We start from the raw sequence: 16,884 nt of genomic DNA on the forward strand, positions 1-16,884 counted from the left end.
GCCTCGGTGTCCTTCGCTGTCGTCCTGCAAAAGTTTCGTGCGGCCTTGTGCCGCTGTCAGGTTCCCGTGGCTCGCGCCCCGTGACCCGCCTCGTCATTCCGTGATCTTGCAGTCGACTCGGTCGTCTCCGTCCGAGACGACTGCGAGATCACGGGCCTGGATCGGGCTCGGAGCTCGCCGCGGGCTCGGGGGCCTCGCGGCCCCGTCGTGGTGCGGCGGTCGGGCCCGGACTGCTCCGGCCCCGACCGCCGACCCGCGGTCGTGCTACTTGATGATCTTCGTGACCCGGCCCGCGCCGACGGTCCGTCCACCCTCGCGGATGGCGAACTTGAGGCCGTCCTCCATCGCGATGGGCTGGATGAGCTGGACGGTCATCTCGGTGTTGTCACCGGGCATGACCATCTCGGTGCCCTCGGGCAGGGTGACGACGCCCGTGACGTCCGTGGTGCGGAAGTAGAACTGCGGGCGGTAGTTGTTGAAGAACGGCGTGTGGCGGCCGCCCTCGTCCTTCGACAGGATGTAGACCTGCGCCTCGAACTCCGTGTGCGGGGTGGTCGTGCCCGGCTTGATGATGCACTGGCCGCGCTCGACGTCCTCGCGCTTGATGCCACGAAGGAGCAGACCGACGTTGTCGCCGGCGCGTCCCTCGTCGAGGAGCTTGCGGAACATCTCGACACCGGTGACGGTGGTCGTGGTGCTCTTGTCCTTGATGCCGATGATGTCGACGGTCTCGTTGACCTTGACGATGCCGCGCTCGATACGACCGGTCACGACGGTGCCGCGGCCGGTGATCGAGAACACGTCCTCGATCGGCATGAGGAACGGCTTCTCGGTGTCACGAACGGGCTCGGGGACGTTGTCGTCCACGGCGTTCATGAGCTCGATGATCGAGTCGCCCCACTTCTCGTCGCCCTCGAGCGCCTTCAGCGCCGAGACGCGGACGACCGGCAGGTCGTCGCCCGGGAACTCCTGAGCGGACAGCAGCTCGCGGACCTCGAGCTCGACGAGCTCCAGGATCTCCTCGTCATCGACCATGTCGGCCTTGTTCAGCGCGACGACGATGTAGGGGACGCCGACCTGGCGGGCCAGGAGGACGTGCTCCTTCGTCTGCGGCATCGGGCCGTCGGTGGCGGCGACCACGAGGATGGCGCCGTCCATCTGCGCGGCACCGGTGATCATGTTCTTCACGTAGTCGGCGTGACCGGGGCAGTCCACGTGGGCGTAGTGGCGCTTCTCGGTCTGGTACTCGACGTGCGCGATGGAGATGGTGATACCGCGAGCCTTCTCCTCGGGCGCCTTGTCGATCTTGTCGAACGGGGTCGCCTCATTGAGGTGAGGGAAACGGTCGTGGAGCACCTTGGTGATCGCCGCGGTCAGAGTGGTCTTGCCGTGGTCGATGTGCCCAATGGTGCCGATGTTCACGTGCGGCTTGGTCCGCTCGAACTTGGCCTTGGCCACTGCTCTGTCTCCTTAGAGATTCTGACGTGACTTGCTACTCACTCGGGCTCGGAGCCCGATGCCCGGGAGGGCGATCGCTCGCCCCCCGGGCCGTCGGGGTCTCGGACCTATTCGCCCCGAGCCTTCGCGACGATCTCCTTGGCGATGCCCGGGGGCACCTCCGCATAGGAGTTGAACTGCATGCTGTAGACAGCCCGGCCCTGGGTCTTGCTGCGCAGGTCGCCCACGTAGCCGAACATCTCTGACAGCGGGACCAGGGCCTGGATCACCTTGGCCCCGGTACGGTCCTCCATCGCCTGGATCTGCCCGCGGCGCCCGTTGAGGTCGCCGATGACGTCACCCATGTAGTCCTCGGGCGTGGTGACCTCGACGGACATCATGGGCTCAAGGATCACGGCGTCGGCGCGGCGCGCGGCCTCCTTGAAGGCCATCGAACCGGCGATCTTGAAAGCCATTTCGGAGGAGTCGACCTCGTGGTAGGTACCGTCCTGGAGGGTGACCTTCACACCCACCATCGGGTAGCCGGCCAGAACGCCGAACTCCGCGGCCTCCTGCGCGCCCGCGTCCACCGAGGGGATGTACTCCCTGGGGATGCGGCCACCGGTGACCTTGTTCGCGAACTCGTAGCCGTCGTTGCCCTCGCCCAGCGGCTCCAGGTCGATGATCACGCGCGCGAACTGGCCGGAACCACCGGTCTGCTTCTTGTGCGTGTAGTCGACCTTCTCCACCTTGCGGCGGATGGTCTCGCGGTAGGCGACCTGCGGGCGGCCGACGTTGGCCTCGACCTTGAACTCGCGGCGCATCCGGTCGACGAGGATCTCCAGGTGGAGCTCGCCCATACCCCAGATGACCGTCTGGCCGGTCTCCTCGTCCCTGCGAACCTGGAAGGAGGGGTCCTCCTCGGCCAGGCGCTGGATCGCGGTGCCGAGCTTCTCCTGGTCGCCCTTGGTCTTGGGCTCGATGGCCACGTTGATGACCGGGGCGGGGAAGTTCATCGACTCCAGGACGACCTGGTTGGTCGGGTCGGAGAGGGTGTCACCGGTGGTGGTGTCCTTCAGGCCCATGACGGCGACGATCTGACCGGCGATCGCCGACGAGCGCTCCTCGCGCTTGTTGGCGTGCATCTGGTAGATCTTGCCGATCCGCTCCTTCTTGCCCTTCACCGAGTTGATCACCGCGGTGCCGGTCTCGAGCGTGCCCGAGTAGATGCGGATGTAGGTGAGCTTGCCCAGGTGCTGGTCGCTCATGATCTTGAAGGCCAGGGCGGCGAACGGCTCGTTCGGGTCCGCGTGCCGCTCGATCTCCTGCTCCTCGTTGCCGACCGCGTGCCCCTTGAAGGCGGGGATGTCGGTCGGGGCCGGGAGGTAGGCGACGATCGCGTCGAGCAGGGGCTGGACGCCCTTGTTCTTGAACGCGGTGCCGCACAGGACCGGGTTGAGCGCGCTGGACAGCGTCGTGCGGCGGATGGCGGCGACGAGCTGCTCCTCGGTGGGCTCGACGCCCTCCAGGTAGAGCTCCATGAGCTCGTCGTCGTTCTCGGCCACGGTCTCGATGAGCTTGTCGCGCCACTCGCGGGCCACCTCGGCGTGGTCGGCCGGGATGTCGACGGTGTCGTACATCTCGCCCTTGGCCGCCTCGGCGCTCCAGAGCAGGCCCTTCATCTTCACCAGGTCGATGACGCCCTTGAAGTCGGCCTCGACGCCCCACGGAAGCTGGATGACCAGCGGCGTGGCGCCCAGGCGCGACACGATCATGTCGACGCAGCGGTGGAACTCGGCGCCGACGCGGTCCATCTTGTTGACGAAGCAGATGCGCGGGACGCCGTAGCGGTCCGCCTGCCGCCAGACCGTCTCGGACTGGGGCTCGACGCCGGCGACGGCGTCGAAGACGGCGACGGCGCCGTCGAGGACGCGCAGGGAGCGCTCGACCTCGACGGTGAAGTCGACGTGGCCGGGAGTGTCGATGATGTTGATCGTGTGATCAAGCCAACTACAGGTGGTCGCGGCGGAGGTGATGGTGATGCCGCGCTCCTGCTCCTGCTCCATCCAGTCCATGGTGGCTGCGCCCTCGTGGACTTCACCGATCTTGTAGTTGATGCCGGTGTAGAACAGGATGCGCTCGGTCGTAGTGGTTTTGCCCGCGTCGATATGGGCCATGATCCCGATGTTGCGGACCCTGGCCAGGTCAAGAGCGGTCGATGTGGCCACTTCTCTCGCGTCCTCGTCGTCTCGTCGTCGCCGCCGGTGTTACCAGCGGTAGTGGGCGAAGGCCTTGTTGGACTCGGCCATCTTGTGGGTGTCCTCGCGCCGCTTCACGCTCGCGCCGAGGCCGTTGCTCGCGTCGAGCAGCTCGTTCATCAGCCGCTCGGTCATGGTCTTCTCGCGGCGGGCGCGGGAGTACTGCACCAGCCAGCGGAGGGCCAGCGTGGTGCTGCGCGCGGCGCGCACCTCCACCGGCACCTGGTAGGTGGCGCCACCGACACGGCGGCTGCGCACCTCAAGGGTGGGCTTGACGTTGTCCAGCGCTCGCTTGAGGGTGACGACCGGGTCGTTGCCCGACTTGTCCCTGCAGCCCTCGAGGGCGTCGTAGACGATCTTCTGAGCGAGCGACCGCTTGCCGCTCAGCAGCACCTTGTTGATGAGCGCGGTGACGAGCGGCGAGTTGAACACCGGGTCTGCGACCAGCTGTCGGCGCCCGGCGGGACCCTTGCGCGGCATCTCAGCTCTTCTCCTTCTTGGCGCCGTAGCGGCTGCGGGCCTGCTTGCGGTTGCGGACACCCTGGGTGTCGAGCGCACCGCGAACGATCTTGTAGCGGACACCCGGCAGGTCCTTCACACGGCCGCCGCGCACGAGCACGATGGAGTGCTCCTGAAGGTTGTGGCCGACGCCCGGGATGTAGGCCGTGACCTCGATGCCGCTGCTCAGGCGGACACGGGCGACCTTACGGAGCGCCGAGTTCGGCTTCTTGGGGGTCGTGGTGTAGACGCGCACGCAGTTGCCGCGAAGCTGTGGGCTTCCTTTGAGCGCCGGAGTCTTGGTCTTAGTGACCTTGTCCTGTCGGCCCTTTCGGACCAACTGCTGAATTGTGGGCACTACTTCTCCGTTTCGCGTCCTGGCCGGTGATACGTCCTTGGGTCGAGTCCGCTCGGCCGTGGCCGGGCTTCGGCTTCCCGTCGTGCATTTCGCAGGTACTGCCGGTGTCATGACCTGCTGATTTACCTCGCACTCCGACCCCCGCGCTCGGGCGTGTCGCGCCCGGCTCACACCCATGCACGAGGTGCGATCGGACTTTGTGGAGGAGTCGCCGCGCGGCCCCGAATCGGGGACACGCCAGCCAGTGCCCACGAGACCGCAGGCACGAAGACCAAGGCTACCCAGCTCGCCACGGCTCGTCAAAACGACTGCCCGGGGCGCGCCCCCGGTGACCCGCGGACCGCTCGGGCGACCGGGCCGAGCAGGGCCGGAGCCCGCCGAACGCCCGGATGGACCACCCGAAGGTCTTCGCGGCTCCCGGCGCCTGCGCCGGTAACCCGAACCTTTCGATCCTCATGAACCGGACGCCGATGGCAACCGGTCCAGGCAATCATCAAAAGTACCACGTACGAAGGAGTGCCGTCCACGTTCCGGCGACGTGGCGACCCTCCGGCCGTCCTCCGATGATCCGCACGCGATTCGCCGGCCCATCGGCCGCGCCGCCCCTGTGCGGCCTCAGACCCGCGCCGGGCCGGATGGGGTCCGTTACCCCACTCCCCTCCTGGGGGGCCGCAGCGGGCTCTTCAGAGCGTCCTCGCGCCCCCTGCGCCGGCCCACCGGCACGGAGCCGGCCGGCGTGAGAACGCCGGATGCCCGGAGAGCCATGCTCTCCGGGCATCCCGTCGTATCGCGCCTAGCGGTTGTACTGACCGAAGTCGTACTCCTCCAGCGGGACGGCCTCGCCGCTGCCCGTGCCGAAGGTGTAGTCGGTCGCGGAGCCGTCGTAGCCGCCGACGGTGTACATCGCCGCCTTGGCCTCCTCGGTCGGCTCGACCCGGATGTTGCGGTACTGGGACATGCCCGTACCGGCCGGGATGAGCTTACCGATGATGACGTTCTCCTTGAGGCCCAGCAGGGAGTCCGACTTGGCGTGGATCGCCGCGTCGGTGAGCACCCGCGTGGTCTCCTGGAACGACGCCGCCGACAGCCACGACTCGGTGGCCAGCGACGCCTTGGTGATGCCCATGAGCACCGGACGGCCGGAGGCGGGGGTGCCGCCCTCGGCGACGACCTCGCGGTTGACCATCTCGAACCGCGGCCGCTCGACGAGCTCGCCGGGCAGCAGGTCGGTGTCCCCGGACTCCAGCACGTTCACGCGCTTGAGCATCTGGCGCACGATGATCTCGATGTGCTTGTCGTGGATCGACACGCCCTGCGAGCGGTAGACCTCCTGCACCTCGGCCACCAGGTGGAGCTGCACGGCCCGCGGGCCGAGGATGCGCAGCACCTCGTTGGGGTTGACGGCGCCGGCGACGAGCTGCTGGCCGACCTTGACGCGCTGTCCCTCGGAGATCAGCAGCCGCGACCGCATCGACACCGGGTAGGCGATCTCGTCGGATCCGTCGTCCGGGGTGATGACGATCTTGCGGGTCTTGTCGGTCTCGTCGATCCGCACCCGGCCGTCGGCCTCGCTGATCGGGGCGACGCCCTTGGGGACGCGCGCCTCGAACAGCTCCTGCACACGCGGCAGACCGTGGGTGATGTCGGCGCCCGCCACACCACCGGTGTGGAAGGTCCGCATCGTCAGCTGCGTGCCGGGCTCACCGATCGACTGGGCCGCGATGATGCCGACCGCCTCGCCGACGTCCACCAGCTTGCCGGTCGCGAGCGAGCGGCCGTAGCAGGTGGCGCAGACGCCGATCTTGGCCTCGCAGACGAGCGCGCTGCGGGTCCTGACCGTCTCGACGCCGGCCTCGACCAGCGCCGTGACGGTCTGGTCGTTGATGTCGACGCCCGCCGAGGCGACGATCTTGCCGTCGACCTCGACGTCCTCGGCCAGGATGCGGCCGTGCACGTTGCTCTCGGCGTTGTCGGCCTTGACCAGCGCGCCGGCCGAGTCGCGCTCGCCGACGTGCAGCGGGACGCTGCGGTCGGTGCCGCAGTCGATCTCGCGGACGATGACGTCCTGCGCGACGTCCACCAGACGACGGGTCAGGTAACCCGAGTCGGCGGTGCGCAGCGCGGTGTCGGCCAGACCCTTGCGCTGTCCGTGGGTGGAGATGAAGTACTCCAGCACCGACAGGCCCTCGCGGAAGGAGGACTTGATCGGCCGCGGGATCGTCTCACCCTTGGTGTTGGACACGAGGCCGCGGATGCCGGCGATCTGCCGGACCTGCATCTTGTTGCCTCGGGCGCCGGAGTTGACCATCATCCAGACGGAGTTGGTCGCCGGGAAGGCGTCCACCATGTCGCTCTCGACGTCCGCCGTGGCGTGCGTCCAGATCTCGATGAGCTCCTGGCGGCGCTCCTCGTCGGTGATCAGACCGCGCTCGTACTCGCGCTGGACCTTGTCGGCCCGCTGCTCGTACCTGTCCATGATCGCGGCCTTGTTGGGCGGCGCGACGACGTCGTCGATGGAGATCGTGACGCCGGAGCGGGTCGCCCAGTGGAAGCCCGCGTCCTTCAGCGCGTCCAGCGCCGCCGCGACCTCGACCTTGGGGTACTTCTCCGCGAGCTCGTTGACGATCGCCGAGAGCTGCTTCTTGCCGATCTGCTCGTTCACGAAGGGGTAGTTGTCGGGCAGCGTCTGGTTGAACAGGCACCGGCCGAGCGTGCTTTCCAGGCGGTAGGTCTCCCCGGCCTCCCAGCCCTCCGGAGCGGCCCAGCCGCGCGGCGGCGGGACGTCCTTCATGCGGACCTGGATCTTGGCCTGGATGTCCAGCTCGTGACGGTCGAACGCCATCAGCGCCTCGGCGACCGAGCCGAAGACCCGGCCCTCGCCCTTGGCGTCGTCGCGCTGGGTGGTCAGCCAGTACAGACCGATGATCATGTCCTGGGTGGGCATGGTCACCGGCTTGCCGTCGGCCGGCTTGAGGATGTTGTTGGTCGAGAGCATCAAAATGCGCGCCTCGGCCTGGGCCTCCGCCGACAGCGGCAGGTGGACCGCCATCTGGTCGCCGTCGAAGTCGGCGTTGAACGCCGTGCAGACGAGCGGGTGGATCTGGATCGCCTTGCCCTCGACCAGCTGCGGCTCGAAGGCCTGGATGCCGAGGCGGTGCAGGGTCGGCGCGCGGTTCAGCAGCACCGGGTGCTCGGTGATGACCTCTTCGAGCACGTCCCACACGACCGGGCGGGCACGCTCCACCATGCGCTTGGCCGACTTGATGTTCTGCGCGTGGTTCAGGTCGACCAGGCGCTTCATCACGAACGGCTTGAACAGCTCCAGCGCCATCTGCTTGGGCAGGCCGCACTGGTGCAGCTTGAGCTGCGGGCCGACGACGATGACCGAACGGCCGGAGTAGTCGACGCGCTTGCCGAGCAGGTTCTGGCGGAACCGGCCCTGCTTGCCCTTGAGCATGTCGGACAGCGACTTCAGCGGACGGTTGCCGGGCCCGGTGACCGGGCGGCCGCGGCGGCCGTTGTCGAACAGCGCGTCGACGGCCTCCTGGAGCATCCGCTTCTCGTTGTTGACGATGATCTCGGGCGCGCCCAGGTCCAGCAGGCGCTTGAGGCGGTTGTTCCGGTTGATGACCCGGCGGTACAGGTCGTTGAGGTCGGAGGTCGCGAAGCGGCCACCGTCCAGCTGCACCATCGGGCGAAGGTCCGGCGGGATGACCGGGATGCAGTCCAGGACCATGCCGTTCGGCGAGTTGCGCGTCGTGAGGAAGGCCGAGACGACCTTCAGGCGCTTCAGGGCGCGGGCCTTCTTCTGACCCTTGCCGCTGCGGATGGTCTCGCGCAGCGACTCGGCCTCGGCGGCCAGGTCGAAGTTGCTCAGGCGCTCCTGGATGGCCTGCGCGCCCATGCCGCCGCGGAAGTAGCGGCCGAAGCGGTCGCGCATCTCGCGGTAGAGCAGCTCGTCGCCCTCCAGGTCCTGGACCTTGAGGTTCTTGAAGCGGTTCCAGACCTCTTCCAGGCGGTCCAGCTCGCGCTGGGCGCGGTCGCGGAGCTGACGCATCTCGCGGTCGGCGCCCTCGCGCACCTTGCGGCGCACGTCGCCCTTGGCCCCGGAGGTCTCCAGCTCGGCCAGGTCGGTCTCGAGCTTCTTCTGCCGGGCCTCGATGTCGGCGTCGCGCCGCTGCTCGATGTGCTGCCGCTCGACGGAGATCTTCGCCTCCAGCGACGGCAGGTCACGGGCACGCATGTCGGTGTCGACGAACGTGATCATGTAGGCCGCGAAGTAGATGACCTTCTCCAGGTCCTTCGGGGCCAGGTCGAGCAGGTATCCCAGACGGGAGGGAACGCCCTTGAAGTACCAGATGTGCGTGACGGGCGCGGCCAGCTCGATGTGCCCCATGCGCTCACGGCGCACCTTGGCACGGGTCACCTCGACGCCGCAGCGCTCACAGATGATGCCCTTGAAGCGGACGCGCTTGTACTTGCCGCAGTAGCACTCCCAGTCGCGGGTGGGACCGAAGATCTTCTCGCAGAAGAGCCCGTCCTTCTCCGGCTTGAGGGTGCGGTAGTTGATGGTCTCGGGCTTCTTCACCTCGCCGTGCGACCACTGACGGATATCGTCGGCCGTGGCGAGGCCGATGCGGAGCTCGTCGAAGAAGTTGACGTCGAGCACTTGTTATCCCCTCGCTTGAAAATCAGACCTCTTCGACACTGCTCGGCTCACGCCGGGACAGGTCGATGCCGAGCTCCTCCGCGGCGCGGAAGACGTCCTCGTCGGTGTCGCGCATCTCGATGGACATGCCGTCGCTGGAGAGCACCTCGACGTTGAGGCACAGCGACTGCATCTCCTTGATGAGCACCTTGAAGGACTCAGGGATACCCGGCTCGGGGATGTTCTCGCCCTTGACGATCGCCTCGTAGACCTTCACCCGGCCAAGGACGTCGTCGGACTTGATGGTCAGCAGCTCCTGCAGGGCGTAGGCGGCGCCGTAGGCCTCCAGCGCCCACACCTCCATCTCACCGAATCGCTGGCCGCCGAACTGGGCCTTACCGCCCAGCGGCTGCTGAGTGATCATGGAGTACGGACCGGTCGACCGCGCGTGGATCTTGTCGTCGACCAGGTGCAGCAGCTTGAGGATGTAGATGTAACCGACGGAGATCGGGTGCGGGAAGGGCTCGCCGGAGCGGCCGTCGAACAGGCGGGCCTTGCCGTTGACGCCGACCATGCGCTCGCCGTCCCGGTTGACCAGAGTGTTCTCCAGCAGGCCCGTGAGCTCTTCCTCGTGGGCGCCGTCGAAGACGGGGGTGGCCACGTTGGTACGCGGCTCCACCTGACCGAACCCCTTGTCGCGCAACCGCTCGGCCCAGGCCTCCTGGATCCCCGAGATGTCCCAGCCCCGCGCGGCGATCCACCCCAGATGGGTCTCCAGCACCTGACCCACGTTCATCCGGCCCGGCACACCCAGCGGGTTGAGGATGATGTCCACCGGCGTGCCGTCCTCCAGGAACGGCATGTCCTCCACCGGCAGGATCTTGGAGATCACACCCTTGTTGCCGTGCCGGCCCGCCAGCTTGTCCCCATCGGTGATCTTCCGCTTCTGCGCCACGTACACCCGCACAAGCTCGTTCACCCCCGGCGGCAACTCGTCGCCGTCCTCACGGGAGAACACCCGCACCCCGATGACCTTGCCCATCTCACCGTGCGGCACCTTCAGCGAGGTGTCACGCACCTCACGCGCCTTCTCCCCGAAGATCGCCCGCAGCAGCCGCTCCTCCGGCGTCAGCTCGGTCTCGCCCTTGGGCGTGACCTTGCCGACGAGGATGTCCCCGGGCACGACCTCGGCGCCGATGCGGATGATGCCGCGCTCGTCGAGGTCGGCCAGGACCTCCTCCGAGACGTTGGGGATGTCGCGGGTGATCTCCTCGGGACCCAGCTTGGTGTCCCGGGCGTCGACCTCGTGCTCCTCGATGTGGATCGAGGACAGCACATCGTCCTGCACCAGACGCTGCGACAGGATGATCGCGTCCTCGTAGTTGTGCCCCTCCCACGGCATGAACGCCACCAGGAGGTTCTTACCGAGCGCCATCTCACCGTTGTCGGTGCACGGGCCGTCGGCGACGACCTGGTTGACCTCCACCCGGTCGCCCTCGCGGACGATGGGCTTCTGGTTGAAGCAGGTGCCCTGGTTGGAACGCTTGAACTTCGCGACGCGGTAGGTCGTGCGCGTGCCGTCGTCGTTCATCACGGTGACGTAGTCGGCGGAGACCTCCTCCACCACGCCCGCCTTCTCGGCGGTGATGACGTCGCCGGCGTCGGTCGCGGCGCGGTACTCCATGCCGGTACCGACCAGCGGGGCCTCGCTCTTGAGCAGCGGCACCGACTGGCGCTGCATGTTGGAGCCCATCAGCGCGCGGTTGGCGTCGTCGTGCTCCAGGAACGGGATCATGGCGGTCGCCACGGACACCATCTGGCGCGCGGAGACGTCCATGTAGTCGACCTCGTTCGGCCGGATGAACTCCAGCTCGCCGCCCTTGCGGCGGACGAGGACGCGGTCCTCGGCGAAGGCGCCGTCGGAGCGCAGCGGCGTGTTGGCCTGCGCGATGACGTGCCTGTCCTCCTCGTCGGCGGTCAGGTAGTCGATCTCGTCGGTCACGCGGCCCTCGACGACCTTGCGGTACGGCGTCTCGACGAACCCGAAGGAGTTGACGCGGCCGTAGGACGACAGGGAGCCGATGAGGCCGATGTTCGGGCCTTCCGGCGTCTCGATCGGGCACATGCGGCCGTAGTGGGACGGGTGCACGTCGCGGACCTCGAACCCGGCGCGCTCACGGGACAGACCGCCCGGGCCCAGCGCGGACAGACGCCGCTTGTGGGTCAGACCGGCCAGCGGGTTGGTCTGGTCCATGAACTGCGACAGCTGCGAGGTGCCGAAGAACTCCTTGATCGACGCCACCACGGGGCGGATGTTGATCAGGGTCTGCGGCGTGATCGCCTCGACGTCCTGGGTGGTCATGCGCTCGCGCACCACCCGCTCCATGCGGGCCAGACCCAGGCGCACCTGGTTCTGGATCAGCTCGCCGACCGTGCGCAGGCGGCGGTTGCCGAAGTGGTCGATGTCATCGGTCTCGACGACGATCTGGCCGTTCGCCCCGGGCATCTCGACCTCGCCGGCGTGCAGCCGGACGATGTACTCGATCGTGTTGACGATGTCGTCTTCGGTCAGAGTGCCCTGGTTGATGTCGGCGTCGACGCCGAGCTTCTTGTTGATCTTGTACCGGCCGACCTTCGCCAGGTCGTAACGCTTGGGATTGAAGTACAGGTTCTCCAGCAGCGTCTGCGCCGACTCCTTGGTCGGCGGCTCGCCCGGACGCAGCTTGCGGTAGATGTCCAGCAACGCGTCGTCCTGACCGGAGGTGTGATCCTTCTCCAGCGTCGCCCGCATCGACTCGTACTGACCGAACCGCTCGAGAATCTGGTCGCTGGTCCAGCCCAGCGCCTTCAGCAGCACCGTCACGGCCTGCTTGCGCTTGCGGTCGATGCGGACGCCGACGCTGTCGCGCTTGTCGATCTCGAATTCCAGCCACGCACCACGCGACGGGATCACCTTGCAGCTGTACAGGTCCTTGTCGGAGGTCTTGTCGACCGACCGGTCGAAGTAGACGCCCGGAGACCGCACCAGCTGGGAGACGACGACACGCTCGGTGCCGTTGATGATGAAGGTGCCCTTGGAGGTCATGAGCGGGAAGTCGCCCATGAACACCGTCTGGCTCTTGATCTCGCCGGTGGTGTTATTGATGAACTCCGCCGTGACGAACATCGGGGCGGAGAAGGTCATGTCCTTGTCTTTGCACTCATCGACCGAGTACTTGGGCGGCTCGAACCGGTGATCACGGAACGACAAGGACATCGTCCCGGAGAAGTCCTCGATCGGACTGATCTCCTCAAAGATCTCTTCGAGACCGGACTGGGCCGGAACGTCCTTGCGCCCGGCCTGGCGAGCCGCCTCCACCCGCGACCGCCATTTCTCGTTGCCCAGCAGCCAGTCGAACGACTCGGTCTGCAGGGCGAGAAGATCGGGAACTTCCAACGGCTCCTGAATGCGCGCGAAAGAAACGCGGCGGGGACCGGCGGGTACGGCGAAGGCGTTGCGCGAGGCTGCCAACAGATGTCCTTCCGAGGGCTCGCGGACTGACTACACGCACGCCAGACGACCAGGACTCAGAAGTTACCTAGAGAGACGGGTCGTCAAAGGGCAGCGCAAAGGGGCAGTGTAGCCGATAGGCATACACCTGTCCACTCCCGTCTCGCTCTGCGCTCCACGTTGGACGCAGCATCGCCCGTCAGCGCCGAAACGTCAAGCCCGAGAGGCCCGGTTCGCGCGAACCGATGGCCCTCACGCTGGGTTTTCTTCCCTCAGGGAGCCAGGGCCCGAGCCGGATCCAGACGATACCCACGCGATGGATCGGCTAACGCTCTGTCACTCCGAGGGTCGAAGGCTTACCCGCCATCGACGCTGTCGTGCCCTTATCCCTGCCCAGGTTCGCGATCCTCAAACCCAAGCTTTACTAACAATTGAATAACGCACCACGCCCGGGGCGGTGCGGCCCGCCGGACATGTCTCAGTTTGCCGGGGCGTTGCCAATCAAGGTCGACAACTCAGCCACCAACCAGTGGTCCTCGCCTCTGACCAGCACGAACCGGGCACGGCTCTGGAGGACCTGCCGCTGGGGTCGGCTCTCGCCCGGCACCACCTTCGTCGTTCCCATGTTGACGAACAGCAACACCTGGACCCGGTCGGGCGTGGCCGACTCCACGGCGGCCGCGGCCACGACCGCCTGCTGCACGGTCTGCTGACGTTTGACGGTGGGCGCGAGGGTTCGCGCGAGCTCGCGGTAGTTCTCGGCCAGCGTGCCGGTGGCGTACCCCCGCGCCCGGGCGAGGTCGGCGTCGATCGTGCGGTAGTCGTAGGACAGCATGTCCGGCGCGTACGCGCGCGCCGCCGCCAGCGCCTCGGCGGAGGCGGCCTCGCTCGCGCGCAGGTCGCGGAGACGGAGATGCCCGACCACCACCAGAACCGCCAGAACGGCCACCAGGACCGTCGCGACGCCGATCGTGAGCAAGTAGCCCAGAGACCGCCAACGGCGGCGCTCGGGCCGCTCCAGGGCCGCCGAGAGCCCTTCGCCGGTCACGTCACCTGCTCCAGCTTCGACACCCACCACGCTCCACGGGTCTTGGTGACCTCCATGTTCCAGCGGTAGAAGCGCTCCTGCGGCGCCGTCTTGACGCCCTCCCAGCGGATCACCGAGTCGGCCACCACCAGCACCCGGGCGCCGGTACCGGCGGCGTCCATCGACACCAGGCCCGCGGCGCGCACCACGCCGGTCTGGACGGCCTTGTTCCGCAGCGTCGCGGCCTTGAGCCGCCCGGCGTCCCTGGCGTAGTCGGTCCTCGCCTGGCCGACGGAGGAGTCGAGCACCCGCCGCACGTCGCGGTCCACGGTGCGGTGGTCGACGGCCATGAGCGTCAGGGCGTAGCGCTCCGCGGCCTGGACCGCGGCCGAGCGGTCCTTCGCGGCGGCGCGGGCGGCGTCGAGGTCGGCGCCGACGCTCACCCAGGCGACGCCGAGGCCGGCGATGAGCACGGCCAGTGCCGCCAGGACCAGCAGCCGTGTCCTGCGGGGGGAGCGAGCCGCGTGCAGCGCCACCTGTTCCTCCCATCGCCTGGTGGCCGCCCTCGGAGGCGCCACGACGAACGGGGCGCGTCGCGGGCCCCGGGCGGCCGGTCGCCGGATCATAACCCGGTATCGCGATCCCCCGGCGGCGATCACCGTTTTCTCGCGGCCGGGGTGCGGCGGCGGGCCCGAGAGGGGATCCGGACGCCCAGCCTAGGGCGACATATCCGGCCATAACTCTCATAAATGCTGTTGAAGCGCGCGAAGACCCTGGACACGCGGAAGGGGCGGCCCACCCGGCACCTGGGTGGGACCGCCCCTTCTCGGCGTGCGGATCAGTCGCGCGAGGTCACTTGACGGTGACGGTGGCGCCGGCGCCCTCCAGGGCGGCCTTGGCCTTCTCGGCGGCTTCCTTGTTGACCTTCTCCAGGACCGGCTTGGGAGCGCCGTCCACGAGGTCCTTGGCCTCCTTGAGCCCGAGGCTCGTGAGGGCGCGGACCTCCTTGATGACCTGGATCTTCTTGTCGCCGGCCGCGTCGAGGATGACGTCGAACTCGTCCTGCTCCTCGACCTCCTCGGCGGCGGCGGCCGCGCCACCGCCACCGGGGGCGGCGGCGACCGCGACGGGCGCGGCGGCCTTGACGTCGAAGGTCTCCTCGAAGAGCTTCACGAAGTCCGCGAGCTCAAGAAGGGTCATCTCCTTGAACGCGTCGAGCAGCTCGTCGGTGCTGAGCTTCGCCATGGTGGTTCCTCCGTATGAATTGCAAAAACTTGGAACAGGTCCGCGGTACGCGCCTGAATCCCCTGCCGTGACGCTTTCGCGCCGTGCTTACTCCGCTTGCGCCGTGCTCACTCGGCGGCGTCCGCCGGGCCGGCCTCGTCGCGCTTGGCGCGCAGGGCCTCGACCAGGCGGGCCATCTGGGTGGGCAGCGCGTTGAGGGTGGCGGCGGCCTGCGACTGCTTCGCCTTCAGCGCGCCGGCCAGCTTCGCGAGCAGGACCTCGCGCGGCTCCAGGTCGGCAAGCGTGTTGATCTGGTCCGGGGTCATCGACTTGCCGTCGACGACACCGCCCTTGATGATCAGGAGGGGATTGGCCTTGGCGAACTCACGCAGCCCCTTGGCCGCCTCGACCACGTCGCCGCTGACGAACGCGATCGCGGTGGGCCCCTGGAACAGGTCGTCCAGGGAGTCGACCCCGGCCTGGTTGGCCGCGATCTTGGACAGCGTGTTCTTCGCCACGGCGAACTTCGCGTGCTCACCGAGCGAGACGCGCAGCTCCTTGAGCTGCGCGACGGTGAGACCGCGGTACTCGGTCAGGACAGCGGCGTTCGAGCTCTCGAAACGATCCTTGAGCTCGGCGACCGCGGTCGCCTTTTCCGCCCTCGCCATGGGCCTCCTTCCAGATGTGCCGCCGGCGAAGGGCTCAAGGAGTCGGGAAAACGAAAAGCCCCGGCGCAGGCGCACGGGGCTCACACACGGATTCGCGCGGGGAGGCCGCGCGGGACACCATATGGAAACTCACACACCTACGCTGGCCGTCCACGTCGTGGATCCTTGGGCCACCGGGCCATGACAGGCTCGGCGACGACCGGCGGTCTTCGGCACTGGACACTGTACGTCCTCCGGCCGCCTGGCGCCAAATCACGCCCGCGGCCGGACGACGCGCTCCGCGGAGTCGTCCCGCGGAGCACGCCGGAAGCGGTCTCGCGTCAGCTACCGCCGCCGGTGGTGTCGCCGCCACCGGCCGGGATGTTCCCGAGGTTGCTCGGCAGCTCGCCCACCTCGGCGGCCGGCGGGGCCGTGACCTCGGCGGCGCTGTTGAAGTCGCCGAACGTCGAGGTCAGCTTGAAGCTCCCCTCGTTCTGGGCGCCGTTCATCTCGACCTTGCGCGGCAGGTTCTGCGCGTCGATCCAGGCGTCGAACTTCATGTCCTTGACGTTGGAGAGCTGGCCCTCCAGGTTCTGCCGCAGCTCGGGCGCGAGCTGCTTGACCGCGTCGGCGACGACGAACGTGCCCTTGTAGTGCGTCGTCTCGACCCCGCCGACGCTCTCGGTGCCGGCCGTGGTGACGTCCTTGGACGTGGTCAGCATCTTGACGCTGGTCTGCAGGTCGACCTGCTGCGCCTGCCGCAGCAGCTGGTCGACGTCGACGCCGCCCTGCTGACCGGCCTTGGCCAGGTCGACCTTGATCCACGGCTTGGTGCCGCCCATGAGCTTGGTGAGCATGTCCATCTTCACGTACGCCGTGTCGCCGAGGAGGATCAGGCGGACCCCGCCGGGCACGTTCTGCCCGGCCACGCTGATCTGGTCGAGCTTGACGTCCGAGGCGATCTGAGGCTTCTGGTGGTAGACCACCGAGCCCTTGACGGTCCCCGAGCCCCCCGCGCTCCCGGCGCCCTCCTTGGGGGCGGTGAAGTCCACGACGAGCTGGGCGCTGTAGGAGTTCACGCTCTCGGCGCTCTTGGCGCTCTGCTGGAGCGTCTCGGCGGCGGAGAGCTTGACCGCGCCGAGGGACTCGGCCGACTGCCCCTGGGGGGCCTGGCCGCACGCTGATACCGCGATGAGCATGGCCGAGCCCACGGCCGCGACCACGGGTGTCATTCGCCGCTTCACTACCTGTCCCTTCGTTCCCCTGAAAGTGTTTCGACCCTACGCGGGCGCACTAC

General features: G+C 67.8%; 11 protein-coding genes. All 11 read right to left on the minus strand.

All coding sequences use genetic code 11. The annotated features are described in order from the left end of the window. Positions 1-264 precede the first annotated feature (264 nt). Positions 265-1,458: an elongation factor Tu gene (gene tuf, locus BJ981_RS03205; RefSeq protein WP_184608229.1), complete on the minus strand. Its 1,194-nt coding sequence runs from the start codon at positions 1,456-1,458 to the stop codon at positions 265-267. 107 nt (positions 1,459-1,565) lie between these two features. Beyond that, entirely contained in the window at positions 1,566-3,614 is a 2,049-nt protein-coding gene (gene fusA, locus BJ981_RS03210) for an elongation factor G (protein ID WP_221314638.1), read from the minus strand. 90 nt (positions 3,615-3,704) lie between these two features. Further along, positions 3,705-4,175: a 30S ribosomal protein S7 gene (gene rpsG / locus BJ981_RS03215; RefSeq protein WP_184608231.1), complete on the minus strand. Its 471-nt coding sequence runs from the start codon at positions 4,173-4,175 to the stop codon at positions 3,705-3,707. Position 4,176: 1 nt separating this feature from the next. Then, positions 4,177-4,551, minus strand: coding sequence for a 30S ribosomal protein S12 (rpsL, locus tag BJ981_RS03220; protein WP_184608232.1), 375 nt, complete (start codon positions 4,549-4,551; stop codon positions 4,177-4,179). A 793-nt stretch (positions 4,552-5,344) separates the two neighbouring features. Next, positions 5,345-9,220, minus strand: a complete 3,876-nt coding sequence (locus BJ981_RS03225; RefSeq protein WP_184608233.1) for a DNA-directed RNA polymerase subunit beta' — start codon at positions 9,218-9,220, stop codon at positions 5,345-5,347. Positions 9,221-9,242: 22 nt separating this feature from the next. Continuing rightward, positions 9,243-12,710, minus strand: coding sequence for a DNA-directed RNA polymerase subunit beta (gene rpoB, locus BJ981_RS03230; protein ID WP_184608234.1), 3,468 nt, complete (start codon positions 12,708-12,710; stop codon positions 9,243-9,245). Positions 12,711-13,167: 457 nt separating this feature from the next. Continuing rightward, positions 13,168-13,764 (minus strand): Rv1363c family protein, encoded by a 597-nt coding sequence (locus tag BJ981_RS03235; protein ID WP_239139755.1) that lies wholly within the window; start codon positions 13,762-13,764, stop codon positions 13,168-13,170. Beyond that, positions 13,734-14,252 (minus strand): Rv1363c family protein, encoded by a 519-nt coding sequence (locus BJ981_RS03240; RefSeq protein WP_184608235.1) that lies wholly within the window; start codon positions 14,250-14,252, stop codon positions 13,734-13,736. The genes BJ981_RS03235 and BJ981_RS03240 overlap by 31 nt, the downstream gene beginning before the upstream one ends. 316 nt (positions 14,253-14,568) lie before the next feature. Beyond that, positions 14,569-14,961, minus strand: coding sequence for a 50S ribosomal protein L7/L12 (rplL, locus tag BJ981_RS03245; protein ID WP_184608236.1), 393 nt, complete (start codon positions 14,959-14,961; stop codon positions 14,569-14,571). A gap of 107 nt (positions 14,962-15,068) precedes the next feature. Further along, positions 15,069-15,608, minus strand: a complete 540-nt coding sequence (rplJ, locus tag BJ981_RS03250) for a 50S ribosomal protein L10 (RefSeq protein ID WP_184608237.1) — start codon at positions 15,606-15,608, stop codon at positions 15,069-15,071. A gap of 320 nt (positions 15,609-15,928) precedes the next feature. Then, entirely contained in the window at positions 15,929-16,819 is an 891-nt protein-coding gene (locus BJ981_RS03255) for an SCO4651 family lipoprotein (protein WP_184608238.1), read from the minus strand. Positions 16,820-16,884: the final 65 nt, after the last annotated feature.

The organism is Sphaerisporangium krabiense (assembly GCF_014200435.1).
Taxonomy (GTDB): Bacteria; Actinomycetota; Actinomycetes; order Streptosporangiales; family Streptosporangiaceae; genus Sphaerisporangium; species Sphaerisporangium krabiense.

What these genes read in the sequence shown, in the direction of transcription:
- fusA (WP_221314638.1), bottom strand. Translation starts at nt 3,614, where the DNA reads ATGGCCCATATCGACGCGGGCAAAACCACTACGACCGAGCGCATCCTG.
- rpsG (WP_184608231.1), bottom strand. Translation starts at nt 4,175, where the DNA reads ATGCCGCGCAAGGGTCCCGCCGGGCGCCGACAGCTGGTCGCAGACCCG.
- rplL (WP_184608236.1), bottom strand. Translation starts at nt 14,961, where the DNA reads ATGGCGAAGCTCAGCACCGACGAGCTGCTCGACGCGTTCAAGGAGATG.
- rplJ (WP_184608237.1), bottom strand. Translation starts at nt 15,608, where the DNA reads ATGGCGAGGGCGGAAAAGGCGACCGCGGTCGCCGAGCTCAAGGATCGT.
- BJ981_RS03255 (WP_184608238.1), bottom strand. Translation starts at nt 16,819, where the DNA reads ATGACACCCGTGGTCGCGGCCGTGGGCTCGGCCATGCTCATCGCGGTA.